Genomic DNA, 25,093 nt, shown 5'->3' with positions numbered 1-25,093 from the left:
CTACTCCTGAGAAGGACGCTGGCGGGTGAAGAACCGCTTCACCAGCACAAAGAACAGGGGAACGAAGAACACCGCCAGCAGCGTGGCGGTTAGCGTGCCGCCGATGATCCCGCTGCCGATCGCCACGCGGCTGTTGGCCCCCGCGCCAGTCGCCACCGCCAGCGGCAGCACCCCGGCGATAAACGCCAGCGAAGTCATGACGATAGGGCGCAGACGGGTTTGCGCGGCGCGGATTGCCGCCCGCGAAAGCGAATAGCCTTCATCCACCGCCGATTCGGCAAACTCAACGATCAGAATGGCGTTCTTCGACGACAGGCCAATGGTGGTCAACAGCGCAACCTGGAAGTAGACGTCGTTATTCAGATCGCGCAGCCAGGCCGCCAGCGCCGCGCCGAGCAGGCCGAGGGGGATAACCATGATCACCGAGAACGGCACCGACCAGCTCTCATACAGCGCCGCGAGGCACAGGAACACCACCAGAATGGAGATGGCGTACAGGCTCATCGCCTGGCCGCTGGCCAGTTTTTCCTGCAGCGACATGCCGCTCCATGCCCAGGTGGTGCCCGCCGGCAGGCTGTTGGCGAGGGCTTCCATCTTATCCAGCGCCGCGCCGGAGCTGGAGCCGGCGGCGTTTTCGCCCTGGATTTCAAATGCGGCGGAGCCGTTGTAGCGCACCAGGCTTTCCGGGCCGTACTGCCAGCGGGTGGTGGCGAAGGCGGAGAACGGCGTCATGCCGTCATCGCTGCCGCGCACGAACCATTTCCCGAGATCGGCGGGGACGGCGCGAGAATCGCTATCGCCCTGGATATAGACCTTTTTCACCCGTCCGCGATCGATAAAGTCGTTGACGTAGGTGCCGCCCCAGGCGCTGGAGAGGGTGGCGGTGACGTCGCTCAGCGATAGCCCCAGCGCCACCGCTTTGTTGTTGTCGATATCCACCTGCAGCTGCGGCATCTGCGGCAGGTCGTTGGCGCGCACCGACTGCAGCTGCGGGCTCTGATTAGCCGCCGCCAGCAGCTGGCTGCGCATTTTCATCAGGCTGTCGCGATCGGTGCCGCCGCTGGCCATCAGCTCAAAGGTAAAGCCGTTGCTCTGCCCGAGGCCGTCTACCGAAGGAGGCGTCATGGCAAACAGCGAGGCGTCGCGGATGCTGCCGAGCTCTTTGGTGGCGCGCAGGGCAATGGCCTGCGCGGTGTTGGCTGCGCCCTTGCGCTGGGACCAGTTTTTCAACGACACGAAAGCCATCCCGGCGTTCTGCCCGCTGCCGCTGAAGCTGAAGCCGTCGACGGTAAAGATAACGTTGGTATTGGCCTTCTCTTTGGTCAGGAACCAGTCGGTCACCTGGCGGCGAACCTCGGCGGTGCGCACGGCGGTCGCGCCTGCCGGCAGGGTGTACTGCACCATGATTTCGCCCTGATCCTCTGCCGGCAGGAAGCTGCCCGGCAGCTTCCACATCGCCAGCGCCATGACGGCGCAAATCAGCGCGAAGGCGCCCATCATCATCGCCGAACGACGCAGGCCGCCGAGCACGCGGCGCTGATAGCCCTGCTCCGTGCGCCCCCACAGGCGGTTAAACGCCCCGAAGAAGCCTTTGGTATGCGGCTTAGAGTGGCTCAACAGCGCGCCGCACAGCGCCGGGGTTAAGGTCAGCGCCACCACCACGGAGAGCATCATCGCCGAGATGATGGTGACCGAGAACTGACGATAGATAACGCCGGTTGAGCCGCCGAAGAAGGCCATCGGCAGGAACACCGCCGACAGCACCAGGGCAATGGCGATCAGCGCCCCGGAAATTTCGCCCATCGACTTTTCGGTGGCTTCCCGGGCGGGAAGCCCCTCATCGCGCATAATCCGCTCGACGTTTTCCACCACCACGATGGCGTCATCCACCAGCAGGCCGATCGCCAGCACCATCGCAAACAGCGTCAGGGTATTGATGGAGTAGCCAAACAGCGCCAGCACGCCAAAGGTGCCAAGCAGCACCACCGGCACCGCCACCGCCGGGATCAGCGTGGCGCGGAAGTTCTGCAGGAACAGATACATCACGCAGACCACCAGCGCGATGGCTTCAAACAGCGTTTGAATCACATCCTCAACCGATATTTTAATAAACTCGGTGCTGTCCTTCGGATAGGCGATGTCGTAGCCCTGCGGCATCTGGCGCTGATACTCGGCAATCTTATCCTTCACCCGCGTCGCGGTATCCAGCGCGTTGGCGCCCGGCGCCATCATGACGGCGATACCGGCGCCAGGGTGGCCGTTGAGGTTCGCCGAGGCGGTGTAATCTTCGCTGCCCATTTCAACCCGGGCGACATCGCTCAGGCGGACGACCGAGCCGTCGCTCTTGCTCTTCACAATGATGTTTTTGAACTGATCGACGGTTTGCAGGCGCGACTGAGCGCGCACGGTGGCGGTAAGCTGCTGGGCGTTAGAGGACGGCAGCGCGCCGATTTTACCCGCCGAGATCTGCACGTTCTGCGCTTCGATTGCCGTTTCGACATCGGAAGGCATCAGCGCATAGGAGGCCAGTTTGGTCGGGTCCATCCAGATGCGCATCGCGTATTCAGCGCCAAATACCTGCAGGCTGCCGACGCCTTCCACGCGCGCCAGCGGGTCCTGCATGTTGCTCACCAGCCAGTCGGCGATATCGGAGCTGGTGGCCTTGTCGGTTTTATCGTACACCGCGAGGATCAGCAGGAAGCTGCTCTGCGATTTCACCACCGTCACGCCGGACTGCTGCACTTCGCTGGGCAGCCGCGATTCGGCCTGCTGGACCTTGTTTTGCACCTGCACCTGCGCGGTGTCCGGATCGGTCCCCTGCTCGAAGGTCACGTTAATGCTCACCGAGCCGTCGGAGCTACTGGTGGAGGTGAAATAGAGCAGGTTATCCAGCCCGGTAAGCTGCTGCTCGATAACCTGGGTGACGCTGTTTTCCAGGGTTTCGGCAGAGGCGCCGGTGTAGGTGGCGGAAATTTTCACCGACGGCGGCGCGACGTCCGGGTACTGGGCGACCGGCAGCGTGCGGATGGCGAGGATCCCGGCGAGCATAATCAGGATGGCGATGACCCAGGCGAACACCGGGCGTCGAACGAAGAAGCGGGAGAACATCAGGCGTTGCCTCCGCTGTTTTTCATTTCAACGGCTTTGACCTGCTGCCCGGCGGCCACCTTGCTGGTGCCTTCAACGATCAGCCTGTCGCCGCTCTTCAGGCCGCTCTCCACCAGCCACTTATCGCCGTAGGCTTCGCCGGTTGCGACCTCACGCTGGGCGACTTTACCGTCGGCATCGACCACCAGCGCGGTGGCGTTACCTTTGACATCGCGGGTGATCCCCTGCTGCGGGGCGAGGATCGCATCGTCCATCACGCCCTCATCGACGCGGGCGCGGACGAACATTCCCGGCAGCAGAACGTGCTGCGGGTTGGGGAACACCGCGCGCAGCGTGACCGAGCCGGTTGATTCGTCCACCGCCACTTCGGTCAGCGCCAGGCGGCCCTTCTCGGCATAGGTGCTGCCGTCTTCGAGGATCAGGGTGACGCTGAGGGTATTGGCGTTGGTTGCCAGCGTTTGCTGGCGCAGGCGCAGCAGATCAACGCTCGATCGCGTGAGATCGACGTAAATCGTCTCCAGCCCGCGGATCGTCGCCAGGGCCGTATCCTGATCGGCAGAGACCAGCGCCCCCGGGGTCACGGAGGAGATGCCAATCCGCCCGGCAATCGGCGCGCTGACGGTGGTCCAGTTCAGGTTGATGCGGGCGCTCTCCAGCGCGGCTTTTTTCGACTCGACGCTGGCCTTGTCCTGGTTACAGGTGGACTGCGCGTCATCGGCATCCTGCAGCGACACGCCGTTGTCTTTGACCAGCTGCGTATAGCGGCGGGCCTTCTGGCAGTCGGCAACCGTCAGCGATTGCGCCTGCTTCAGGGCAGCCGCGGCTTCGTTATAGGCGGCGCGATAGCTGGCCGGGTCAATTTGATACAGCGCCTGGCCGGCTTTCACCCTGTCGCCTTCGGTAAACAGGCGCTTTTGAATGATGCCGCCCACCTGCGGACGCACTTCGGCGCTGAGCGACGCGGTGGTGCGACCGGTCAGTTCGCTGATAACGGAAACGGGCTGGCCTTTGAGGGTGACAACGCCGACTTCCGGCGTCATTTGCGGCCGGGCAGATGTTTGCGAATTATCGCATCCGACCAGCAGAAATAATGCTATTGCGATGGGTATGATGGTGTATTTCATTATATTTTCTCAGGATAAACGACGTCCGCCCCACTAATTAAATAGTGAGGTGATGGGTTGGGCGCTGAGGCATCTTCGGGTAAACGAAAATGGCTAAAAAGGAACTCAGACGTTCCTGTATGCTGTTATTCGACGACGGCCGCCGGAGCGGTCATTTTTTGGCTTCTCTGCAGATGAGATGGCTCCACTCCTGGTTTTTTTGTGAGAATGATCATTCTCATTTTTTGCTCATTATACGTCTCAAACGGCCAATGAAAAGGTTTTTTTGTCTAAATTTGAATCGTGAAAATTAAGGCAAAAAATAATGGAGGAAATAAGAATTTTTTGTGAAAGTAAGCACCAGTAATACTCTTACATAATTTAATCAGGAGGCATTAATGGCTTTAATAATGACGACCAGCATTAATCCCGCGGATCGTGATGAGCTGCTGGCGGGTCTACGGGAATACAACCGGCGCTACCTGGACCCGGCGGAGTTTGGCGACGTGGGCGTCTATGCCCGGGACGCATCGGGCGCGATGCGGGGCGGGTTGATCGGCAAAAAAGTCGGCGGCTGGCTGAGCATTGAGTATCTGTGGGTCAGCGAAGCCTCACGCGGCAGCGGTCTGGGAAGCGAGATTATGCATGCGGCGGAAGACCTGGCGCGGGAGAGGGGCTGCAGCCACGTGCTGGTGGATACCTTCAGCTTCCAGGCGCTGCCGTTTTATCAAAAGCTCGGCTACCGGCTGCAGATGTCGCTGCCTGATTTCCCGCACCCCGGCATGGAGCGGCATTATCTCTCGAAGGTGCTGTAAGGCTGCTGCCGCCCCGGACTGCGGCGCGATGCGTCCGATCCGGGCGACAGAGGGCAAACAGCCGGGGATATCAGCCGCCAATCCCCTGCTGGATCATCGCCAGCGCGTGGCTGACGATGGTTTGCCGGGACATCGTTTTTAAGCGCGGATCGGTGCGAATGCGCGAATAGGGCACCAGCACCAGGCTAATCAGGCTGGTGAACAGCAGCTCCGGCGACAGGGCCGGGTTGAGTTTCCCCTCCTGCTGCCAGCGGCCTATGGTCTCCAGCATTCGGTGATATTTATCGTCGCCAAAGCGGGCGTGCATATGCTGGCGCAGCACCGGCATTTCGCCAATCATCTCCTGCATCCACAGCGGCGCAAACCAGTCGTTTTGCTCCGCCAGCGCGGCGAGCGCCTCGATCAGCAGGGTAAACGCGGTCAGCGGATCCTGCGGATGGGCGATAAAAATTTTGCTGATTTCGCCGCGCAGCGGCATAAAGCGCTCTTCCAGCAGCTGATCGACTAATACTTCCCGCGAGTTGAAATAGTAATGCAGCATCGCCGGCGTGACCCCGGCCTCTTTGGCGATGGCGTTCAGCGACGTCCGGGCGATGCCCTGGCGGGCAAACAGCGCCAGCGCGATATCCATCAGCTGTTCACGGTTAGCGGTGCCCGGCTTTTTGCCGCGCGGACGGCCTGGACGGCGCGGCGCATCATGGTCTTTTTGTGCTGTCATTTCTTCACTGTCTCTTGACCTGATTCATCATTTCCCTAAATATTAATTATGCATTTAATTAATTTCAAGCGAGTGTTGCTATGACATCTGAAATCGCCGCCCGGCCGGCGCCGTCGATCCGCCTGCTGTTCAGCGCGCTGCTGCTGGTGATGCTGCTGTCGGCGCTGGATCAGACCATCGTATCGACCGCGCTGCCGACCATTGTCGGCGAACTCGGCGGGCTGGATAAGCTCTCGTGGGTGGTGACCGCCTATATCCTGAGCTCAACTATCGTGGTGCCGCTGTACGGTAAATTCGGCGATCTGTTCGGGCGAAAAATCGTGCTCCAGGTGGCGATTGTGCTGTTCCTTGTCGGCTCGGCGCTGTGCGGCCTGGCGCAGAATATGACGCAGCTGGTGCTGATGCGCGGGCTGCAGGGGCTGGGCGGCGGCGGCCTGATGGTGATCAGCATGGCGGCGGTCGCCGACGTGATCCCTCCGGCAAACCGTGGCCGCTATCAGGGCCTCTTCGGCGGCGTGTTCGGCCTGGCGACGGTCATCGGGCCGCTGATCGGCGGTTTTCTGGTGCAGCACGCCTCCTGGCGCTGGATTTTTTATATCAACCTGCCGCTGGGGCTGTTTGCTCTGCTGGTGATCGGGGCGGTGTTCCACAGCAGCAATAAGCGCAGCGCGCACCAGATCGACTGGCTGGGGGCGTTTTACCTGAGCATGGCGCTGCTGTGCATTATCCTCTTCACCTCCGAAGGCGGCAGCGTGCGGCCGTGGAATGACCCGCAGCTATGGTGCATTCTGGCCTTTGGCGTGGTGGGAATCATTGGCTTTATTTATGAGGAACGGGTGGCCGTGGAGCCGATTATTCCGCTCTCGCTGTTCCGTAACCGCAGCTTTCTGCTGTGCAGCATGATTGGTTTTGTGATCGGCATGGCGCTATTTGGCTCGGTGACCTTCCTGCCGCTCTATCTGCAGGTGGTGAAGGCGGCGACCCCGACCGAAGCCGGGCTGCAGCTGATCCCGCTAATGGGCGGCCTGCTGCTGACGTCGATCGTCAGCGGGCGGATTATCAGCCGTACCGGTAAATACCGACTGTTCCCGATCCTCGGCACCCTGCTGGGCGTGGTGGGGATGGTGCTGCTGACCCGCATTACGATTCATTCGCCGATGTGGCAGCTGTATCTGTTTACCGGCGTGCTGGGGGCAGGCCTGGGGCTGGTGATGCAGGTGCTGGTGCTGGCGGTACAGAACGCAATGCCGGCGCAGATGTACGGCGTGGCCACCTCGGGGGTGACGCTGTTTCGCTCGATTGGCGGATCGATAGGCGTGGCGCTGTTCGGCGCGGTATTTACCCACGTGCTGCAAAATAACCTCCAGCGCCTGCTGCCGGAGGGCGCCGAGCTGCCGAGGGCGCTAAACCCGGAGGCGGTACAGAACCTGCCGACGGCGATCCGCCTTGATTATCTCGACGCCTTCGGCGCGGCCATTCACGCCGCCTTCCTGATGGCCGCCTGTATTATGGCCGTCGCCTTTGTGCTCTCGTGGCTGCTGAAAGAGGTGCCGCTGAAAAAGGCGGCACGCTAGGCGGTTCCGGCGATGCGCAGCAGCGCCCGGCGCAGCGCCGGCGCGGCGAAGCTGAGGAACTTGCGCAGCTTGAGCGGGGCCAGATCCCGGCTGGTATACAGCAGGTGCACCGGCGTCGGCTCGGGTTCGACCGATTCCAGAATAAGCTGCAGCTCGCCGCGGGTCAGGCCGTCGATGGCCTGGTAGTGCAGCAGCCGCGCCACGCCAACCCCGAGCCGGGCGGCGTCAGCGGCGCTTTCCGGGGTGGTGACCGACAGCACGGCGCGCAGGGTTACCAGCTGGTCAGCCGCTTCGGCGGCGCGAAACCGCCAGCCGCTGTAGGGCATCGGCGATTCAATCGCAATAATCGGCAGCCCGGCCAGCTCGCGGGGGCGCTGCGGCACGCCGTGCTTTGCCAGCAGCAGCGGCTGGGCGCAGGTGACAATGCGCATCTCCCCGAGGCGGGTGGCCACCATGCCGCTATCCGGCAGAGCGCCAATGCGCACCGCCAGATCGACATGGTCACTTATCAGGTCAGCATTACGGTCGCTGAGCAGCAAACGAACGTTAATTTGCGGGTAACGGGCGAGAAAATCGCTCACCACCGGCAAAACGTGTACGCGACCGAACATCGTTGGCGCGGCGATCACCAGCTCGCCCTTGGGCTGCAGATACTCGCCCGCCGCCTGCCGCTCGGCGTTTTCCACCTCTTCAAGGATCCGCCGCGCGGCGGCAACATACTCTACGCCGGCATCGGTTAGCGTAAGCCGGCGGGTGGTGCGGGTCAGCAGGCGTGCGCCGAGCGCGCTCTCCAGCTCGGCAATATTGCGGCTGACGGTGGTCAGCGGCGTATGCAGCGCCCGCGCCGCCGCCGACATACTGCCCAGCTCGGTAACCTTCACCAGCAGCGCCATCGCGCTTAATCGGTCCATTATTATCCCGCCTTACGGAAAGATGATTGCCAGATCCTCAGTATTATCATTTGTCGCAGTAGAGTCCATGCTGTGGGCAGAGATACAAGGCGCGGAGGATGTATGACCGGTGACTTTCTTGGTATTGCCATCACCCCGGATGTGATGGACGTCCAGCATGAAATGGGCAGCGACGGGCTGTGGCAATCGCCCCACAGCCACCGCAAGGCGGACCGCTTTACCGCCAGCGAGGAAGCGATGATTACCAGCAGGGACAGCTTTTATCTGGCGACGGTTTCGCAAACCGGCTGGCCCTATATCCAGCATCGCGGCGGGCCGCCCGGCTTTCTGCATCTGCTGGATGAGACCACCCTGGCAATGGCGGATTTTAGCGGCAACCGGCAGTACATCAGCACCGGCAACCTGCGTGGAAGCGCCAGGGCGTGCCTGTTTTTGATGGATTACCCGCGCCGTGCCAGGCTGAAAATCTACGCCACCGTTGAGGTGCTGGCGGCGGATGAGGATCCCGCGCTGCTGGCCCGGGTGAAGCCGGAAAATTACCGCGGCAGCGTTGAGCGTATCTTTCGCTTTCATCTGCAGGCGTTCGACTGGAACTGTCCGCAGCATATTACGCCGCGCTACAGCGCGCAGCAGGTGGCGGAATATAGCCAGACGCTGCAGCAGCGTATTCACGACCTTGAGCAGGAGAATCAGCGCCTGCAGCAGTTAACCCGCACAGGAGAAGATCATGACTGAACAACGCCCGCCGCTGCCGCCGTTTACCCGCGAAAGCGCGACGCAAAAGGTACGTGCCGCCGAAGACGGCTGGAACAGCCGCGATGCGCAGAAGGTGGCGCTGGCCTATACCCCCGATAGCGAATGGCGCAACCGCAGCGAGTTTGTGCAGGGGCGGGCGGAAATCGTCGGCTTCCTGCAGCGCAAGTGGCGCAAAGAGCAGGAGTACCGGCTGATTAAGGAGCTGTGGGCGTGGAGCGATAACCGCATTGCGGTGCGCTTTGCCTACGAGTGGCGTGACGATAGCGGCAACTGGTTCCGCTCGTACGGCAATGAAAACTGGGAGTTCGATGAGCACGGCCTGATGCGCACGCGCTACGCCTGCATCAACGATCTGCCGATCGGCGAAAGCGAACGCCTGTTTCACTGGCCCCAGGGCCGCCGGCCTGATGACCATCCGGGGCTCAGCGCACTGGGGCTGTAAAGCAGGCGTTAACTTACGGGTTAATCGGCTTTCGGGAAATCGACAACCGTATCGTTAACCCGGTTCACCATGTTGGTGAACAGAATGGCGCTGACCGCGCTGATAATCTCGATAGTCTGCTGGTCGCTGAATCCGGCGCTGCGCAGGTCGCTGACGTCGGCTTCCGGCAGGGTGCCGGTGGTGCTCACCAGGGTCTGAACGAATTTTGCCAGCGCATCGAGGTGCGCATCCTGCGGATACTCGCCGCGGCGCAGGGCGTGGATCTGCTCGCTGCTGTAGCCAGCTCTTTTGGCCATCATGGTGTGCGCCGCCAGGCAGTAATCACAGCCGGTGGCTTCGCTCACCGCCAGGTTGATAGCTTCCAGCTCTTTTGCATTCAGGCTGCCCTTACTCAGCATGGCGTTATGCGCCAGCGCCTGCTGCAGCGCTGCCGGAGAGTGGCCGCCGATGGTCAGAAAAGCATTCGGCACCTTGCCCATTGCTTTTTTAATCCCGCCAAAAATTTCTGCGGCTTTACCTGTGGCATCTTGTTCACGAATTTCAGCTAAACGGCTCATGGTTAACTCCTGTGTATTTGAGGGTATGTCGTGGCAGTGGGGACATCTTAGGCGCCGGCGGCGTGCTAGACTCGCGCTCTGCGTCTCACCTTTTTGTCTTATCGTCTCAGGAGAGGTATGGATAGTCTCAGTCATCTGCTGGCGCTGCTGGCCCCGCGCTGCGAAGTCAATCTGCACTGCCGTTTTGGCGGCCGCTGGCAGGCCGGCCATGACCAGATGCCCGGCGGCGTGGTGCCGTGGCATTTTGTCCTGCGCGGCGAAGGGCGGGTGACCGTTGGCCATCAAACCCGACATATGCGGGCGGGAGACGTTATTTTGCTGCCGCACGGCTCGCCGCACCTGATGGAAAGCCTGCTCGAATGGGGGCAGATTTTGCCGGTTGCGCACCGCTTTAACGGCACGCTGACCGAGATGCGAACCGGCAGCGACAGCGATGCGCTGGAGATGCTGTGCGGCGAGTTTTACTTTGGCCCGCACGTCAGCTGGCTGTTTGCCGAAGAGGCCGAGCTTGTGCACCTGCATACCGACGAGCGCCGGGAGTGCCCGGAGCTGGAGATCCTGCTCAACGTGCTGGTGCGGGAAAGCCTCGCCGATCGCCCCGGCGGCGGCGCCATCGTTCGCAGCCTCGGCGATACGCTATTGGTGCTGCTGCTGCGCACGCTGCTCGGTACGGAGCAGCCGCCGGGCGGTCTGCTGCGGCTGATGAGCGACGAGCGCCTGATGCCAGCGGTGTTGGCGGTGCTGGCGGCGCCGGAGCAGCCCTGGACGCTGGAAACCATGGCCGCGCGGGCATTCCTGTCGCGGGCGACCTTTGCCCGCCATTTCGCCCGCGTCTATCATCTCACTCCCCAGGCGTGGCTTACCCAGCTGCGCATGGCGATGGCCGCCCGCCTGCTGCGCCTGGAGCGGCAGGCCAACCTGGACGTTATCGCCGACCGCTGCGGCTTTCAGTCGCTGGCCTCCTTCTCGAAGGCCTTCAGGAAGCTCTACGCGATGACGCCCGGCGAGTGGCGACGTCGGTAGAGCAAGGTGATGTTGCGCCCGACCGGACGCTGGTTCAGGCGAAAATAGTCGTCCGGTTTTCGGTTGTCGTCTTTAGGGCCGAAGCGCCAGAATCCTGCGCATAACAACAAAACCGGAGGACATATGGATTTCGCACAACAACATCACCAGGCCACGCCAGTTCTGCTGGCTAACGTCTGGGACGTCCCCAGCGCCAGAGCCGCGGCTGCAGCGGGCTATTCGGCCCTGGGCACTTCCAGCGCTGCTATTGCCAACACCTTTGGCTATAACGATGGTGAAGAGCTCTCGTTTGCTGAGCTGCTCTTGCTCGTCACGCGTATCCGCGGGCAGGTTGCGCTGCCGCTGAGCGTGGATATGGAGTTCGGGTACGGTGCCAGCGTCGCAGAGGTGGTAGATAATCTGCGAGCGCTGGCGCAAACCGGCGTGGCAGGCGTTAATCTCGAGGACAGCCTGGTGGCCGACGGTGAGCGGCGCCTGGTGGATGCTGAAACCTATGCCCGCCGCCTGCGGGCGGTTAAAACCGGACTGGAGCAGGCGGGTGTCGCGCTGTTTCTTAATATTCGTACCGATCCTTTTTTGCTTAACCGACCGCAGGCGCTGGCTGAGACGGTTGCCCGAGGTCAGCTGTATGCGCGAAATGGGGCCGACGGCCTGTTTGTCCCTTGCGTTACCGAGGCGGCGGATATTGCGGCAATAGCGGCGGCGGTTGCGCTACCGCTGAACGTCATGGCGATGCCCGCGCTGCCCGATATTGACCAGCTGACTCGTCTCGGAGTGAAGCGGGTTTCTATGGGCAACGCGCTGCATAGTGCCCTGCAGGGGTATCTGCACTCTCTGCTACATAACGTAAGGCAGCAGCAATCGTTTAACGGGGTGTTCAGCCATGCAGGTGATTGATAAAGGGTTATGCGATACCTGGTATGAGGCACTGGTGGCCCGCTCATCCCAGTACGCCGGGCTGTTTTACGTCGGCGTGAAAACCACCGGCGTGTTCTGCATCGCCACCTGCCGCGCCCGCAAGCCAAAGCGGGAAAACGTGGAGTTTTATAGCGATTTCAAAGCCGCGCTCAGCGCCGGCTTTCGTCCGTGTAAAATTTGCCGACCGACGGAAAACGCCAGCTCTGCGCCGCCGATGGTGGAGCAGGTGATGCAGCAGCTGCGCGCCGCGCCCAAGGTGCGGATCAGCGATGACCAGCTGCGTCAGCAGCACATCAGCCCGGAACGCATGCGCCGCTGGTTTAGCCAGAACTACGGTATGACGTTTCAGGCCTTCCAGCGGATGCTGCGGGTCAATACCGCCCTGCAGGAGCTACAGCGCGGGCGCAGCGCGACCGACGTGGCGTTTGATAGCGGCTACGACTCGCTCAGCGGCTTCGGCTATACCTGCAAAAAGCTCACCGGCCGGGCGCCGAGCAAAGCGGGGCGGGTTATCCTGATCCAGCGCTTTACCACCCCCATCGGGCCGATGTTTGTCTGCGCCACCGAGCGCGGGGTTTGCCTGCTGGAGTTTGTTGACCGGCGGATGCTGGAGAGCGAATTTCGCGACCTTCAGCGCCTGCTGGCGGCCAATATTATTGCCGGGGAAAACGCCCATACGCGCCAGGCGGTGGCGGAGGTCGGGGAGTATTTTGCCGGCCAGCGGCAGCGCTTTTCCCTCACTCTTGAGACGCCGGGCAGCGATTTTCAGCAGGCGGTCTGGCAGCAGCTGCGGGCGGTGCCCTACGGCACGACCGAGCATTATCAGGGGCTTGCCGAGCTGATGGGCAACGCGGGGGCGGTGCGCGCGGTGGCCAATGCCAACGGCGCCAACCGGCTGGCGCTCGTTATTCCCTGCCACCGGATTATCGGCAAAGATGGCTCACTCACCGGCTACGGCGGCGGCCTGGCGCGCAAAGAGTGGCTGCTGGCCCATGAGGCGAAATTCAGCAGATGATTTTATTTCCTGTTACTGCTTTTGATGTTTAAAAGCTGACCATAAAGCCGTTATAGTTTCGCACGAAAATAATAATGACTTTCTAATGGACTAACAGGGTGAAAACAATGAAATTGCGTTTACGGACAGCCGCCGTGGTGGTGCTGGCGGGCCTGCTGCTGGCGGGTTGCGATCGGCAAGACGGCGATGCAAAACACATTAAAGTTGGCGTGATTAACGGCGCAGAACAGGATGTGGCGGAAGTGGCGAAGAAGGTGGCGAAAGAGAAGTATGGCCTCGACGTTGAGCTGGTTGGTTTTAGCGGCTCCCTGCTGCCGAACGAATCGACTAACGCCGGGGATCTGGACGCCAACGTCTTCCAGCACCGGCCGTTCCTCGAACAGGATAATAAAGCGCACGGCTATCACCTGGTGGCGGTCGGCAACACCTTCGTGTTCCCGATGGCGGGCTACTCGCGCAAGATTAAATCGGTCGCTGAGCTGAAAGACGGAGCGACCATCGCCATTCCTAACGATCCGACCAACCTTGGCCGCGCGCTGCTTCTGCTGCAGCAGGAGAAGCTGATTACCCTCAAGGCCGGTACCGGGCTGCTGCCGACGGCAATCGATATCACCGCCAACCCGCACAGCCTGAAAATCATGGAGCTGGAAGGCGCGCAGCTGCCGCGGGTGATCGACGATCCCAAGGTTGATGTGGCGATTATCAGCACCACCTACCTCCAGCAGACCGGGCTCTCTCCGGTGCGCGACGGCATTTTTATCGAGGATAAAAACTCGCCCTACGTGAACATCATCGTCACCCGCGAAGATAATAAAGATGCGCAGAACGTGAAGGAGTTTATGCAGTCCTACCAGTCGCCGGAAGTGGCGAAGGCGGCGGAGACGATCTTCAACGGCGGCGCGGTGCCGGGCTGGTAATCACTCACGCAGGGAGAGCTGTATATGATTCGGCAACGTCAGGCGGATATGCTGCTGGTCGCCGCCACGCTCATCGCCGCCTGCGGGTGGATATTTTCGCGTGAAGCCATCGCCGGGATGCCGGTTTTTGCCTTCCTCGGCCTGCGCTTCTTTTTCGCCGCGCTGCTGCTGCTGCCTTTCTGTCGCGGTTTTCGCGTCGAGAAACGCCAGTGGCCGCCGATACTCATCAGCGGCCTGTGGTTTGCGCTCAACCTGTGCCTGTGGATTTATGCGGTGTCGACCACGCCGTCGCTGGGCGAGGGGGCGTTTATCATGAGCCTGTCGATGCTCTTCGTACCGCTGACCGCATGGGTGATGATGAAAACGCGCCCGGCGCGCGCTTACTGGGAGTGCCTGCCGCTGGCGATCGTCGGTCTTGCCCTGCTGAGCCTGCATATGCCGATTGCCTTCCACCCCAGCCAGGGCTGGTTTCTGCTTACCGCGCTGGTGCAGTCAATCTGGTTCTGCTACACCAGCCGCTGCGCCCGCGAGGTGCCGCTGATCCCGCTGACCGCCGTGCAGCTGGGGATCACCGGCCTGGTGGGGCTGGCAATCTCGGCGGCGGTGGAAAGCTGGGATCGGCCGTTTACCCTGCCGACGTTCGGCTGGCTGCTCGCCAGTATCGTTATCGCTACCAGCCTGCGCTTCGGCCTGCAGATGAAGGGGCAGAAGTACGCGGCGGTTGCCAGCGCGGCGATTATTATGGTGCTCGAACCGCTGCTGACGGTAATTGCCGCCGCCCTGTGGTATCACGAACAGCTGCCGCTGCAGAAAATTGTCGGCGGCGTGCTGATCCTGGTCGCCCAGCTGTGGTTCCGCTGGCGCATGCTTAAGCCGCTACGCTAAACCACCGCGCTGCTGCGCCATCAGGTGCAGCAGCGGCACCAGCGATAGCCCGTCAGGCATCTCGCCGCGGGCGATAAGCGCCCCGATCTCTTCGAAGGTAAACCAGCCGGTTTCCATCACCTCATCCTGATCGGCGTCCATTCCAACGTACTCCAGATCGCGGGCAAGCCAGGTAATGAACAGCTGGTCGCTGCTGCCGTAGGAGGGGTTGTAGCGGATAATTTCTTCGGCGTTTTTAGCCTGCCAGCCGGTCTCCTCGCGCAGCTCACGCAGGGCGGCCGCGCGCGGCTCTTCGTCTTCATCGACGCCGCCTGACGGGATGGCCCACACCACCTGGTCAATCAGATAGCGGTAGTGGCGGATCAGCAGCACTTTACCCTGCTGCATTGCCACTATGCCTACCGCCGGGCGCGGGTAGTGGATGGCGTAAAAGTCGCGGCGTTCGTCGGCGGTGATGTCGATAGCCACCTTGCGCATACTGAACCACGGAGTATGGGCAATCACTTCGGCGTCGTGCATATCGTCGGCGGTCAGTCTCTTTTTCATCGGGGCCACTTGTGCAGAAAATTGAGCGTTCAGCACACCATAGCCGGCGGCGGCTGGCAAGCGGGGAAAGTTGGCCCAATCTCATCGATCATTGCCCAAATGCCCATATTGCGCCAGGCTTGTGGGACGTACGATGTTCGCCTGATTACCCCGAAGAGGCATACGCACCATGAACATCACCCACATCCGTAACGCGACACAGATTATTGAATATGCAGGTAAAAAATTCCTGATCGATCCGATGCTGGCGGATAAGGCCGCCTGGCCTGGATTTGCCGGTACCGCCCGCAGCGAGCTGCGTAACCCGCTGGTGGCGCTCCCCTTACCGCTCTCTGCCATTATTGACGTTGACGCCGTGATTGTGACCCATACCCATGAGGATCACTGGGACGCGGCGGCGATCGCCGCGATCCCCAAGGCGCTGCCGGTTTTTGTCCAGCATGATGCCGACGCCCGGCTGCTGCGCGGTCAGGGGTTTAGCGATATTCGCCTGCTGTCTGAGAGCAGCGAATTTGCAGGCGTGACCCTGCTGAAAACCACCTCCGGGCAGCACGGGAGCGATCGTACCTATGCCGTGCCGGCGATGGCGGAGCGTCTGGGTGAAGCCTGCGGCGTGGTGCTGCGCCATCCGCAGGAGAAAACGCTGTGGCTGGTGGGGGACACCATCTGGCGCGATGAAATCGAAGCCGACATGATCCGCCTGCGCCCCGACGTGGTGGTGCTTAACGCCGGATATGCCCACGTCATCGGCTTTGGGCCGATCATCATGGGCAAAGAAGACGTGCTGAAAACGCACTTTACCCTGCCGGAAGCGCAGATCGTGGTGGGCCATATGGAGGCGGTGAACCACTGCCTGCTGAGCCGCCGGGAGCTGAGTGAGTACGTGGCTGACAACCAGATTTCCGGGGTAGTCAGCATCCCGCAGGATGGGGAAAGCATGGTATTTTAAGCTCCTGACAGGGAGGGGAGGCAGCGATGAAATTAACCGAAGTGGCGATTGTCGCGGTGGAAGGGTTTAGCCCGTTTCACTACTCCGTTCCCTGCATGCTGTTTGGCGATAGCGTGTCAGAAACGAAGCGTTTTAACCTGCACCTGTGCGCCGAGCGGCCGGGGCTGCTGGCCGCCCGCGACGGCTTTGCGCTTCACGCCCGGGATGATTTTACCGCCCTTGAGCGGGCGGATATTGTGGTGGTGCCCTACTGGGGCGCGGTCAATCAGCGTCCGCCGCAGGCGCTGCTCGATAGCCTGGTGCGGGCGCACGATAACGGCGCTGAAATTGTCGGTCTCTGCCTGGGGGCGTTCGTGCTGGGCTACGCCGGGCTGCTGGACGGCAGGCGAGCGGCGACCCACTGGGAGTTTGAGCAGGATTTTCAGCGCCTGTTCCCGCAGGTGCAGCTGGATATCAACGCGCTGTACGTCGATGACCGGCGAATTATCACCTCGGCGGGCACGGCGGCGGCGCTCGACTGCTGCCTGTATATTATTCGCCAGCGCTTCGGCAGCCTGGCGGCTAACCAGATTGCCCGTCGGATGATCGTTCCGCCCCATCGCGAAGGCGGCCAGGCGCAGTTTATCGCCCAGCCGGTGCCGAAAAGCACCCGCGATGCGCGCATTAACTGCCTGCTTGAGTATCTCCAGCAGCATATTCACGAAGCGCATAATCTCGATTCGCTGGCGCAGGTGGTGGCGATGAGTCGCCGCACCCTGACCCGTCATTTTGCCAAGGCCACCGGGATGAGCATTGCCGACTGGCTCACCGCCGAGCGGCTGCGGCGCAGCCAGATCCTGCTCGAAGCGGGCGAGATGCCCGTTGAGCAGGTGGCGGAAATGGTCGGGTTTCGCTCCGCCGTCACCTGGCGCCAGCAGTTTAAGTCCCGCTTTGGCGTCAGCCCGGGAGAGTGGCGGCGGACCTTTCGCCGCGGGGCTTAGCCGGCGAGGGTCGCGCTGTCGATCACGAAGCGATATTTGACGTCACCTTTCACCATTCTTTCCCACGCTTCGTTGATCTGATCCCCGCGAATAAGCTCAATATCGGCGACGATGCCGTGTTCGGCGCAGAAATCGAGCATCTCCTGGGTTTCCGGGATCCCGCCAATCATCGACCCGGCAATCGACCGGCGACGAAATATCAGGTTAAACACTTCCGGCGACGGATGCGGGGTCGCTGGCGCGCCCACCAGGGTCAGGGTACCGTCGCGTTTAAGCAGCGTGGTGAAGGCATCGAGGTTGTGTGGCGCCGCCACGGTGTTAAGAATAAAGTCGAAGCTTTTGACGTGCGCGGCCATCTCCGCCTCGTTGCGCGATACGACTACCTCGTCCGCCCCCAGCTCTCTGGCCGCGTCACGCTTGGATTCCGAGGTGGTAAAGGCCACCACGTGAGCGCCCATGGCGTGGGCCAACTTGATCCCCATGTGTCCCAGCCCGCCGATGCCGACGATGCCCACTTTTTTACCCGGCCCGACGTTCCAGTGGCGCAGCGGCGAGTAGGTGGTGATACCGGCGCAGAGCAGCGGCGCTACGGCGGCCAGCTGCTCCTGCGGGTGACGCACGCGCAGCACGTAACGCTCGTGAACCACGATTTGCTGAGAGTAGCCTCCCAGCGTATGGCCGGGCGCATCCTGAGTGGGGCCGTTATAGGTGAGCACCATCTGGTCGCAGTAGTTTTCCAGCCCTTCCTCACACTCTTCGCACTGCTGACAGCTGTCGACCATGCAGCCGACGCCCACCAGGTCGCCCACGACGTAGCGGGTAACGTGGTCGCCGACGGCGGTGACCCGACCCACGATTTCATGCCCCGGCACGCAGGGATAGACTGTCCCGGCCCATTCGGAGCGGGCCTGGTGCAGGTCGGAGTGACAGACGCCGCAGTAGTCGATGGCGATCTGCACATCGTGCGGCCCCGGCTCGCGGCGGGAGATGGCCATCGCGGCCAGCGGCTGGCTGGCGGAATGGGTACCAATAGCGTTGATCTGCATAGCGAAACCTCTTCTGAATAAACGTGCTGAATGGGGCGGAGGGAGGTGCGTGTTTTTTGCGCGGCAACGCTAAGCGTAGCCTGGCTAGCGCCGGACGGGAGGGGAAATATGCCGGTATATATTATTTATTCGGTTACGTTATGAGCAGCAGATTGCGTTGCATTGTTGATGTGAAAACGACGGCCTGGCAGGAGGTTGGTTGCCGGCAGGCTTATGTCGTTAGAAGAAAAAAACGCCGGCTCAGCGGCGTTTTACAGGATGGAAACGTATAGGCTAGGTTCCAAGATCGTGATTAGTCGGTATATGAAGTACCGGCGGCCTGGCTCTCTTAATAAAGGACGCTAGCGCTGAACCGTATCGGATAAAGTGTTTTTCGCACAAATGCCATGAGAGATAGCCCAGAATGAGGGCCACAACAAGTGAGGCGAGCTGATTGAAGAGAATGCCGTGATCTTTGAAGTAGCTCGCTATTATCTGTTGCACCGGAAAGCCCCATAAATAAACCCCGTAAGAAATATCTACTTTGGGCTTCAGGCGCAAAATGGTTTTATGTGATGAGATATAGAGCAACGTTAAGAAAATACAGGCATATGCAAAATAGGGGGCGTACATCGTGCCGTGAAAAATATAATATAGTGTTGCGAATCCTACGCAGTGGCTAATTTTTATCTCTATAGCTTCGCGATTCAGTGCCATCATTGCGCCAAATGCAAAGCAGGGAGAAAGCAAATCGACCTCAGGGTTAGGTATCACCCAAGGGAACAGCACTCTGGATGTCAAAAAGGGCTCAACCAGAATGAGGCCAAAGAGCAGGAAGGTCAGCGTCTTGGCCTTGAGCAGCCCTGTGGCGTAGAGAGAAAACAGCAGCACATAGGCAAACACCTCGTACGGGATGGTCCACAGTGAGCCATTGACGACATTTGGATACGGGTTTGTGGAAAATAATCCGGGAAGGGTAAACTGCGGAGTCATCGTCGCGATATTCCACGTATAGCTATACACCTCTGTCCGGGATAAATAATCTGTCGCCGAAAGCGAAGTGAATAACGGCCCAATAACAAACGCGGTCACCAGGCTTGATAGAATGAGCGCAGGCCAAATTCGGAAGAGGCGAGAAATCGCAAACCTGACCAAATCTCCATTATTCATCAATGAGTTAGTAACAACCAGTCCGCTCAGGAAGAAGAATATCTTTACCGCAATTGAACCTGAGTAATCTGAAGGAATGAGGTGACTGATGAAATCACTTTTACCTGCCTGGGGTGAAATTGCGTAAGCATGACCATAAATCACCATACAAGCCGCAATAACCCTAAATAAATCTATGTTATTGCTGTCTTTTTTTAGGGCATCATAGAGTTTCAATACCACCCCTTATGCATAATATTTTATACATGACCATTCCTGAATTATTATTTTTTAATAATCAATTTGAGTTTTAAATGTGCTTAACACATGAATTAATTATATTAATTTAATGACTATCAGCCCGTCTGTTTAGCAGGCCTTTATGATTATCATTATCGCCATGACATACACTGTCTTGTTAAGGATGCTTAGCGCGTTGGTATGTTTAAACAGTACGAAATCATATTTATTATTCGCGCAATCATATCAGAATGCTCCGAATAATAAACGTGAAAAAAGTTACAATAAATTGATGGCTGTCACAGTTTAAATATCAGGACTGGAAGTTGGATGAAAAATATGAGTCTTTTTTTCGCTGTGGACACGGAAAATATTTTTTAATGGCGATTAATTTAGCAATGAGAAAGAGATCGGGAGTGGGGGGCGTTGCTTATAGAGGGTAATTGCGAGAGAGATTTACGGATCCCCCGGGTTGCGGGAGATCCGAGAATAATTATTCAACGGCCGTCAGATAATCCAGACGCAGCGGCTCGGCCAGCAGGCCGTCCATCTGCGCGATAAAGTCCTGAAAATGCGGCAGGGCGATGTGCTCCTCCAGCGCCGCCTGGCCGCGCCACGACTCGCGCATATAGAAGGTATCCGGCGTATCGCGCAGCTGGAACAGGGCATAATCGACGTTGCCCGGCTCCTGGCGGGTAGGCAGCAGCAGTGCCTGCAGGGCGTGGCGCAGCGCCGCGGTTTTTCCCGGCTTCGCTTTCAGTACCGCGATGATAGAAATCACTTCCGCCGTCATCTTAAAACCCCTCCAGCACGATTTTGCCAACGGCGCGGCCGGTTTCGAGCTGCGCATGGGCTTTCTGCAGGTTCTCCGCGGTGATCGCACCGAAGTGTTCGCCGAGCGTGGTTTTAATCGTTTTATCATCAATCAGCGCGGCGACGCGGGTCAGCAGCTGATGCTGGGCAACGATATCCGACGTTTCAAACATCGAGCGGGTAAACATAAACTCCCAGTGCAGCGAGATGCTTTTGGCCTTCAGCGGCCGGGCGTCGAGGGTTTGCGGATCGTCGATCAGCGCCAGCTTGCCCTGCGGCGCAAGGGCGGCAATCAGCTGCAGATAGTGCTGTTCGGTGTTGTTCAGGCTGGCGACGTGGGTCACTTCCTTCACTCCGATACGAGCCAGCTCTTCGCTTAGCGGCTTATTGTGGTCAATTACGTGATGCGCACCGGCGTCCAGCACCCATTTCTGGCTCTCCGGACGCGATGCCGTCCCGATCACCGTCATTCCGGTTAGCCTGCGAGCCAGCTGGGTCAGGATGGAGCCAACGCCGCCCGCCGCGCCGACGATCAGCAGCGTGTCGCCCGCGTTGCCGCCTTCCTGGACGCCCAGGCGGTCAAATAATAATTCCCAGGCGGTAATGGCGGTGAGCGGCAGGGCCGCCGCGGAAGCGTTATCCAGCGAGCGCGGCTTGAGGGCGACGATCCGTTCGTCCACCAGCTGAAACTCCGCGTTGCTTCCCGGCCGGCCCAGCGCGCCGGCGTACCAGACTTCATCGCCCGGAGCGAACAGGGTGACCGCATCGCCAACGGCTTTGACCGTACCAACCGCATCCCAGCCCAGCACGCGCGGCGTATCGGCATCGAATCCGGCGCGCACCTTGGTGTCCACCGGGTTAACGGAAATGGCCTTGACCTCAACCAGCAGGTCATGGCCCTCAGCGGTCGGAACCGGCAGCTCGATGGCGTTTAAAAAGGGGATATTGTGGCCTTCTGCCGCTGCGCGGGTGATGGCGATTGCTTTCATATACTCTCCGGTTTTCAAATAGGTTCATCGGTTGAATGCGTCGAGGATAGACCGGCGTCGGCCGGGGAAAAACGGCCCGACGGCGATAAGAGTTATATTCAAAAAGAGAAAATCAGCTCACGGCACAAGGTTAGGACGCTATGGGCCCCGCTGTTTCATATTTGAGAATAATTTTGCGTGAACTTCAAAAATATTAATTCCTCTGGCGTTGAATAATAATATTGCGTTATAGCTCAAAGTTTACGCCTTGACTCTCACTACGCTGCGTGCGACTTTCTTTATATCAAATAATAAACAGAGTTTCATATTTGAGACAAAAATATTCTCATCGCAATATTTAGCTGAATGTTTCACTGCTGAGACAAATTAATTAAAACGACGCTATTTAGCGACGGCGATCTTCTGTTGCTTATTAAAATATAAAGTGAGGCATGTGCTATGCGTAAAATAACGATCGCGCTGCTGCTGGGCGCGTGTACCGGAAGCTTCGCGCAGGTGGAGCAAGCAAAGCCGTTTCCGCATATCGGCTGGCGCAGCGCCGATAATCTCGCCGGGGTGGATTTCGGCGGCGCCCTGCGGGCAAACTACCGCTATGAAGACTGGCAGGGCAGTAATTATCGCAATCCGCCGCATCTGCGTTTCGATACCTTTCGTATCGACAGCAGCGGGTTTTATAATAACTATTTCTTCGACGCCGGATTCTGGTTTCAGGATCACCATAAATATGCCGTCGACCGGGCCTATGTGGGATATCGTTTAAACGATAATAATAATATTACGCTCGGTATTCCGGGTAAACCCTTTGGCCTTGAACCCTATCCGCAATTCGGCTGGTCCTACGGCATTCCCTTTTATTTAGGCTTTGGCGTTAACGCCGGTAGCGGGGTGAACTATCAATATCACGATAAAAACTGGTCGCTGGATGTAGCTTATTTCCCGTGGATGGCGCCGGAAAACCTGCGCTACGCGCCGGAGGTGGGCGATTACAGCCGCCTGAAGAACACCTTCTACCCCAGCCAGCACCAGCAGCGTAACGAGAAGCGCGATCAGGTTAACGTCCGCATCACCCGGGAGTTTCGCGGCGGAGGCTGGAGTAACGAGCTGGGCGGCTCGCTGGCGCTGGCGCGTCTGCACAATCGCGAAACGGACGATGACGGCACCTTTTGGGCGGCAGGCCTGCACGGAATGCTGCACAACGGGCCGTGGCAGCTCACGTCACAGGTGATTCGCTATCAGTACGATCCTAAGAACCCCGCAGGCGTCAGCGACGATACGATCCTGATGGGCGGCAACGGCCTGACGCCGGCCTATCTCATCCCGGCCAAGGGTACCACCGCGTCGCTAAACCTCGCCCGCGACCTCGATGTGAAGTGGGGAGCGGTATCAAAGCTGCGTTTCTATAACGACTACAGCGTGCTGTGGAAAGACAAAAGCGGCTGGCAGGATTCGCAGATGAATACCCTTGGGGTGCAGGTATTTGCCCTGCCGGTGATGCTGTGGGTCGACCTCAGCTGGGCGAAGAACGCCAATCCATGGGGCGGCGCGCTGAACGCTACGGGCTGGACCAGCACCGAGTCCGAGGGCAGCGGCAAATGGTATTTCCGCACTAACGTCAATATTGGCTATTACTTCTGATGAGAAGCTGGGCAAGGAGGCCCTGCTGCGACGGTACGACCGGGAGGATTAGTGCCTCTTTGATCTACTCCTGGCTGTTTGTGGCGCGTTATTTTTCACCTTATTTTTCCCACTGCCGCAAAGCGGTAATATCTTTTTCTCCCTCGGCTTCTTTTAATCGTCGCCGCTGCTCGGCAAACTGACTATATTCGGCCTGTGCCTTTTCGTCGGCTGTTTTCTTACCGATTGTACCGGGGCCCTGCAGAACTTCACGATCGTTAAATTGAAGAAACTGATCGAGTTTTTCCTGCCAGTCGTGCAGAAATACCTGTTGTCGACGGCGTGCCTGGTCTTCGGCAAAATCCAGCCACATATTCACGACCCGATTAAGCTCGCTGACTTCATTCTGATTAAGGTAGTTTTTTGCTACCGTGACATCACTTTTACGCACCTCTTCACCTTTATAGCTGGTCAAACCCATATGCGGTTTATTGGCGTCAGCGCGATTTTGGATGAGTTCGGCTGCGGTATAGCCCGTACAGGCGAAATGCAGCTTATTCTGGATGGTTTGAAAAAACTGCGTCGTTTCCTTCAGCGACGGCTGGTAGTCGGCAGCTAACGCAAAGATCTCCCGCACCCGTAAATAAACCCGGCGCTCGCTGGCCCGAATATCGCGGATACGTTCAAGCATCTCGTCGAAATAATCAGGTACCGCGGATGGACCAACGGGCGGATTCTTCAACCGCTCATCGTCCATAACAAAGCCTTTGATCAGATATTCCTGCAGCGTTTGGGTGGCCCATTGGCGGAACTGAACCCCGCGAGGCGAGCGGACGCGATAGCCAACGGCGAGAATGACCGCAAGGTTGTAATGAAGAGTCTTGCGACTTACTTTACGATCCCCTTCCTGTTGAACCTGTAAGTAAGGCTTACAGGTTGCATCTTGTTCAAGCTCCCCCTCTTCATAAATAGCTTTTATATGTTGTGTGATGGCCTGAGGTGTTACCTGATACAGATGCGCGATCGTTGCCTGTGGCAGCCATAATGTTTCCTGTTCGAAGCGGCATTCAATACGTACCTCTCCATCACCGCTGCTGAAAATTACAAATTCCCCTGCCGGTGATAGCGTCAGGTTTTCATCTGTCATATGGCCTCCAGGTAACCAGCTTTGAATGGTCAGTATGCCAGAAACCGCAAATTAATTTCATCAGCCAACGGGTTAACATGGAGCATCCGGGAGCGGCTACTCAAAGTTTTGACGTTGAGAGCAGGCAATATGAACATCTGGCAAACGTTTTAAGGAATGGCTTTATCTGAGTTAATGCCGTCTCTTCTCGACGAGCCCGAAAGGGCATGGCAAACCAAATATTGGGTGGAAATTGAAAGAGGGCGTATACACCTTTTACCAGTATTACTGAAAAACTGTCAGATTCCTGAACTCTTGAAAACTAAAAAATATGCAGATTTCAGAACGGATTTTAATGGTGGACTGAATGAGCTATTACAAGCGATAGAACGCCTGGTACAGAATTGACGATAAGAAGGGTATCGCAGAGGGAGCAACTGGCGGAAGATCACAGGAGTTGAACCTGCCCGGGACCGCTGGCGGCCCCAACTGGATTTGAAGTCCAGCCACCTCACCGGAGATGACGATCTTCCGCGCCTCGATTGCTACATGGAGGCGGGGCGCATTATAGCTACTTTCAGTCATTTACCACATACCTAAACGCACTTTTTTACTGTTAAAACTGGACTTTACAGAACACTCCTGGGCAAACCCTTTCAAAATCCGTGGCTTACACTTTTTTACATTCTCGCGCGTTAGCGCAATATCGTCTTCAAAGGAGTTGCCGCGTCGATTTGCCCGTCCAAAAAGCCCGCAAAGATGCGGTGAACGATGCCTTATCGTTCAGAAAAGCCTGAAGCGCCGTTCCCCGGGAAGGACGATGGCGGCGTTTTTGCTTCTGGCCGCAGCCGATACGGCAGCGATGAAAGGTTTTTTTATTCCATTTATTAGCAAAAAGTAATATCTGTTTCATTGCGGTG

24 protein-coding genes and 1 tRNA gene are annotated in these 25,093 nt (G+C 58.7%); 12 read left to right on the top strand and 13 right to left on the bottom strand.

Going from position 1 to position 25,093, the window contains the following annotated elements; genetic code table 11:
- Both RTE01_RS15645 and RTE01_RS15640 read right to left on the bottom strand, forming a co-directional pair.
- Positions 1 to 3,108: an efflux RND transporter permease subunit gene (locus tag RTE01_RS15645; protein ID WP_135183803.1), complete on the bottom strand. Its 3,108-nt coding sequence runs from the start codon at positions 3,106 to 3,108 to the stop codon at positions 1 to 3.
- The gene (locus tag RTE01_RS15640; RefSeq protein ID WP_134528225.1) at positions 3,108 to 4,232 is read right to left on the bottom strand and encodes an efflux RND transporter periplasmic adaptor subunit; all 1,125 of its coding nucleotides are present in this window, start codon (positions 4,230 to 4,232) and stop codon (positions 3,108 to 3,110) included. The genes RTE01_RS15645 and RTE01_RS15640 overlap by 1 nt, the downstream gene beginning before the upstream one ends.
- 377 nt (positions 4,233 to 4,609) lie before the next feature.
- Between RTE01_RS15640 and RTE01_RS15630 the strand changes: the two genes are divergently transcribed.
- Entirely contained in the window at positions 4,610 to 5,026 is a 417-nt protein-coding gene (locus tag RTE01_RS15630; RefSeq protein ID WP_134528222.1) for a GNAT family N-acetyltransferase, read from the top strand.
- A 70-nt stretch (positions 5,027 to 5,096) separates the two neighbouring features.
- Here RTE01_RS15630 and RTE01_RS15625 read toward each other — a convergent pair whose 3' ends face one another.
- Positions 5,097 to 5,744, bottom strand: coding sequence for a TetR/AcrR family transcriptional regulator (locus RTE01_RS15625; RefSeq protein WP_041143284.1), 648 nt, complete (start codon positions 5,742 to 5,744; stop codon positions 5,097 to 5,099).
- Between the two features lie 80 nt (positions 5,745 to 5,824).
- On the opposite strand from RTE01_RS15625, the gene RTE01_RS15620 reads away from it, so the two are divergent.
- A complete protein-coding gene (locus tag RTE01_RS15620) occupies positions 5,825 to 7,318 on the top strand; it encodes an MDR family MFS transporter (RefSeq protein ID WP_134528219.1) in 1,494 nt (497 codons plus the stop codon).
- Here the strand turns inward: RTE01_RS15620 and RTE01_RS15615 are convergent.
- Positions 7,315 to 8,229: a LysR substrate-binding domain-containing protein gene (locus tag RTE01_RS15615; protein WP_134528215.1), complete on the bottom strand. Its 915-nt coding sequence runs from the start codon at positions 8,227 to 8,229 to the stop codon at positions 7,315 to 7,317. The genes RTE01_RS15620 and RTE01_RS15615 overlap by 4 nt on opposite strands.
- 102 nt (positions 8,230 to 8,331) lie before the next feature.
- On the opposite strand from RTE01_RS15615, the gene RTE01_RS15610 reads away from it, so the two are divergent.
- Complete coding sequence (locus RTE01_RS15610) at positions 8,332 to 8,964, top strand: pyridoxamine 5'-phosphate oxidase family protein (protein ID WP_123552567.1); 633 nt, start codon at positions 8,332 to 8,334, stop codon at positions 8,962 to 8,964.
- Positions 8,957 to 9,427 carry a nuclear transport factor 2 family protein gene (locus tag RTE01_RS15605; RefSeq protein WP_041143280.1) on the top strand — a complete coding sequence of 157 codons (471 nt, stop codon included), beginning with the start codon at positions 8,957 to 8,959 and terminating at the stop codon, positions 9,425 to 9,427. The genes RTE01_RS15610 and RTE01_RS15605 overlap by 8 nt, the downstream gene beginning before the upstream one ends.
- 20 nt (positions 9,428 to 9,447) lie before the next feature.
- On the opposite strand, the gene RTE01_RS15600 is transcribed toward RTE01_RS15605, so the two are convergent.
- Positions 9,448 to 9,984 (bottom strand): carboxymuconolactone decarboxylase family protein, encoded by a 537-nt coding sequence (locus RTE01_RS15600; protein ID WP_134528212.1) that lies wholly within the window; start codon positions 9,982 to 9,984, stop codon positions 9,448 to 9,450.
- Positions 9,985 to 10,101: 117 nt separating this feature from the next.
- Between RTE01_RS15600 and RTE01_RS15595 the strand changes: the two genes are divergently transcribed.
- The 5 genes from RTE01_RS15595 to RTE01_RS15575 all read left to right on the top strand — a co-directional run bounded on the left by RTE01_RS15595 (position 10,102) and on the right by RTE01_RS15575 (position 14,742).
- Positions 10,102 to 11,007: an AraC family transcriptional regulator gene (locus RTE01_RS15595; protein ID WP_041143278.1), complete on the top strand. Its 906-nt coding sequence runs from the start codon at positions 10,102 to 10,104 to the stop codon at positions 11,005 to 11,007.
- 123 nt (positions 11,008 to 11,130) lie between these two features.
- A complete protein-coding gene (locus RTE01_RS15590; RefSeq protein WP_134528209.1) occupies positions 11,131 to 11,904 on the top strand; it encodes an isocitrate lyase/PEP mutase family protein in 774 nt (257 codons plus the stop codon).
- Positions 11,891 to 12,940 (top strand): bifunctional transcriptional activator/DNA repair enzyme AdaA, encoded by a 1,050-nt coding sequence (locus RTE01_RS15585; RefSeq protein ID WP_134528206.1) that lies wholly within the window; start codon positions 11,891 to 11,893, stop codon positions 12,938 to 12,940. Before RTE01_RS15590 ends, RTE01_RS15585 begins: the two co-directional genes overlap by 14 nt.
- Before the next feature lie 107 nt (positions 12,941 to 13,047).
- The gene (gene nlpA, locus RTE01_RS15580; protein WP_041143276.1) at positions 13,048 to 13,857 is read left to right on the top strand and encodes a lipoprotein NlpA; all 810 of its coding nucleotides are present in this window, start codon (positions 13,048 to 13,050) and stop codon (positions 13,855 to 13,857) included.
- Positions 13,858 to 13,881: 24 nt separating this feature from the next.
- Positions 13,882 to 14,742, top strand: a complete 861-nt coding sequence (locus RTE01_RS15575; protein WP_134528203.1) for a DMT family transporter — start codon at positions 13,882 to 13,884, stop codon at positions 14,740 to 14,742.
- Here RTE01_RS15575 and RTE01_RS15570 read toward each other — a convergent pair.
- Positions 14,734 to 15,288 carry an NUDIX domain-containing protein gene (locus RTE01_RS15570; RefSeq protein WP_041143274.1) on the bottom strand — a complete coding sequence of 185 codons (555 nt, stop codon included), beginning with the start codon at positions 15,286 to 15,288 and terminating at the stop codon, positions 14,734 to 14,736. The two genes, RTE01_RS15575 and RTE01_RS15570, sit on opposite strands and share 9 nt — an antisense overlap.
- Positions 15,289 to 15,457: 169 nt before the next feature.
- Between RTE01_RS15570 and RTE01_RS15565 the strand changes: the two genes are divergently transcribed.
- Entirely contained in the window at positions 15,458 to 16,237 is a 780-nt protein-coding gene (locus tag RTE01_RS15565) for an MBL fold metallo-hydrolase (protein WP_041143273.1), read from the top strand.
- Positions 16,238 to 16,263: 26 nt separating this feature from the next.
- Entirely contained in the window at positions 16,264 to 17,217 is a 954-nt protein-coding gene (locus RTE01_RS15560; RefSeq protein ID WP_041143272.1) for a GlxA family transcriptional regulator, read from the top strand.
- Here RTE01_RS15560 and RTE01_RS15555 read toward each other — a convergent pair.
- From RTE01_RS15555 to RTE01_RS15540, 4 genes are all read right to left on the bottom strand, one after another.
- Entirely contained in the window at positions 17,214 to 18,263 is a 1,050-nt protein-coding gene (locus RTE01_RS15555; RefSeq protein WP_041143271.1) for an NAD(P)-dependent alcohol dehydrogenase, read from the bottom strand. The genes RTE01_RS15560 and RTE01_RS15555 overlap by 4 nt on opposite strands.
- A gap of 273 nt (positions 18,264 to 18,536) precedes the next feature.
- Positions 18,537 to 19,628, bottom strand: a complete 1,092-nt coding sequence (locus RTE01_RS15550; protein WP_134528199.1) for an acyltransferase family protein — start codon at positions 19,626 to 19,628, stop codon at positions 18,537 to 18,539.
- 496 nt (positions 19,629 to 20,124) lie between these two features.
- Positions 20,125 to 20,424 carry a putative quinol monooxygenase gene (locus RTE01_RS15545; protein WP_134528196.1) on the bottom strand — a complete coding sequence of 100 codons (300 nt, stop codon included), beginning with the start codon at positions 20,422 to 20,424 and terminating at the stop codon, positions 20,125 to 20,127.
- Between the two features lies 1 nt (position 20,425).
- A complete protein-coding gene (locus tag RTE01_RS15540; RefSeq protein WP_076946305.1) occupies positions 20,426 to 21,433 on the bottom strand; it encodes a zinc-binding alcohol dehydrogenase family protein in 1,008 nt (335 codons plus the stop codon).
- 438 nt (positions 21,434 to 21,871) lie between these two features.
- Between RTE01_RS15540 and RTE01_RS15535 the strand changes: the two genes are divergently transcribed.
- On the top strand, positions 21,872 to 23,068 hold the full coding sequence (locus RTE01_RS15535) for a porin family protein (protein ID WP_134528193.1): 1,197 nt from the start codon (positions 21,872 to 21,874) through the stop codon (positions 23,066 to 23,068).
- Positions 23,069 to 23,168: 100 nt separating this feature from the next.
- On the opposite strand, the gene RTE01_RS15530 is transcribed toward RTE01_RS15535, so the two are convergent.
- From RTE01_RS15530 to RTE01_RS15520, 3 genes are all read right to left on the bottom strand, one after another.
- The gene (locus tag RTE01_RS15530) at positions 23,169 to 24,194 is read right to left on the bottom strand and encodes a virulence RhuM family protein (protein WP_134528190.1); all 1,026 of its coding nucleotides are present in this window, start codon (positions 24,192 to 24,194) and stop codon (positions 23,169 to 23,171) included.
- 417 nt (positions 24,195 to 24,611) lie between these two features.
- Positions 24,612 to 24,706 (bottom strand) — tRNA-Sec (locus tag RTE01_RS15525).
- A gap of 179 nt (positions 24,707 to 24,885) precedes the next feature.
- Positions 24,886 to 25,086, bottom strand: coding sequence for a hypothetical protein (locus RTE01_RS15520; RefSeq protein ID WP_134528187.1), 201 nt, complete (start codon positions 25,084 to 25,086; stop codon positions 24,886 to 24,888).
- Positions 25,087 to 25,093: the final 7 nt, after the last annotated feature.

This window comes from Klebsiella terrigena (assembly GCF_006539725.1).
In the GTDB taxonomy this organism is placed as follows: Bacteria; Pseudomonadota; Gammaproteobacteria; order Enterobacterales; family Enterobacteriaceae; genus Klebsiella; species Klebsiella terrigena.
The sequence above is the reverse complement of the archived record's forward strand: the minus strand, read 5'-3'. Positions and strand labels throughout refer to the sequence as shown.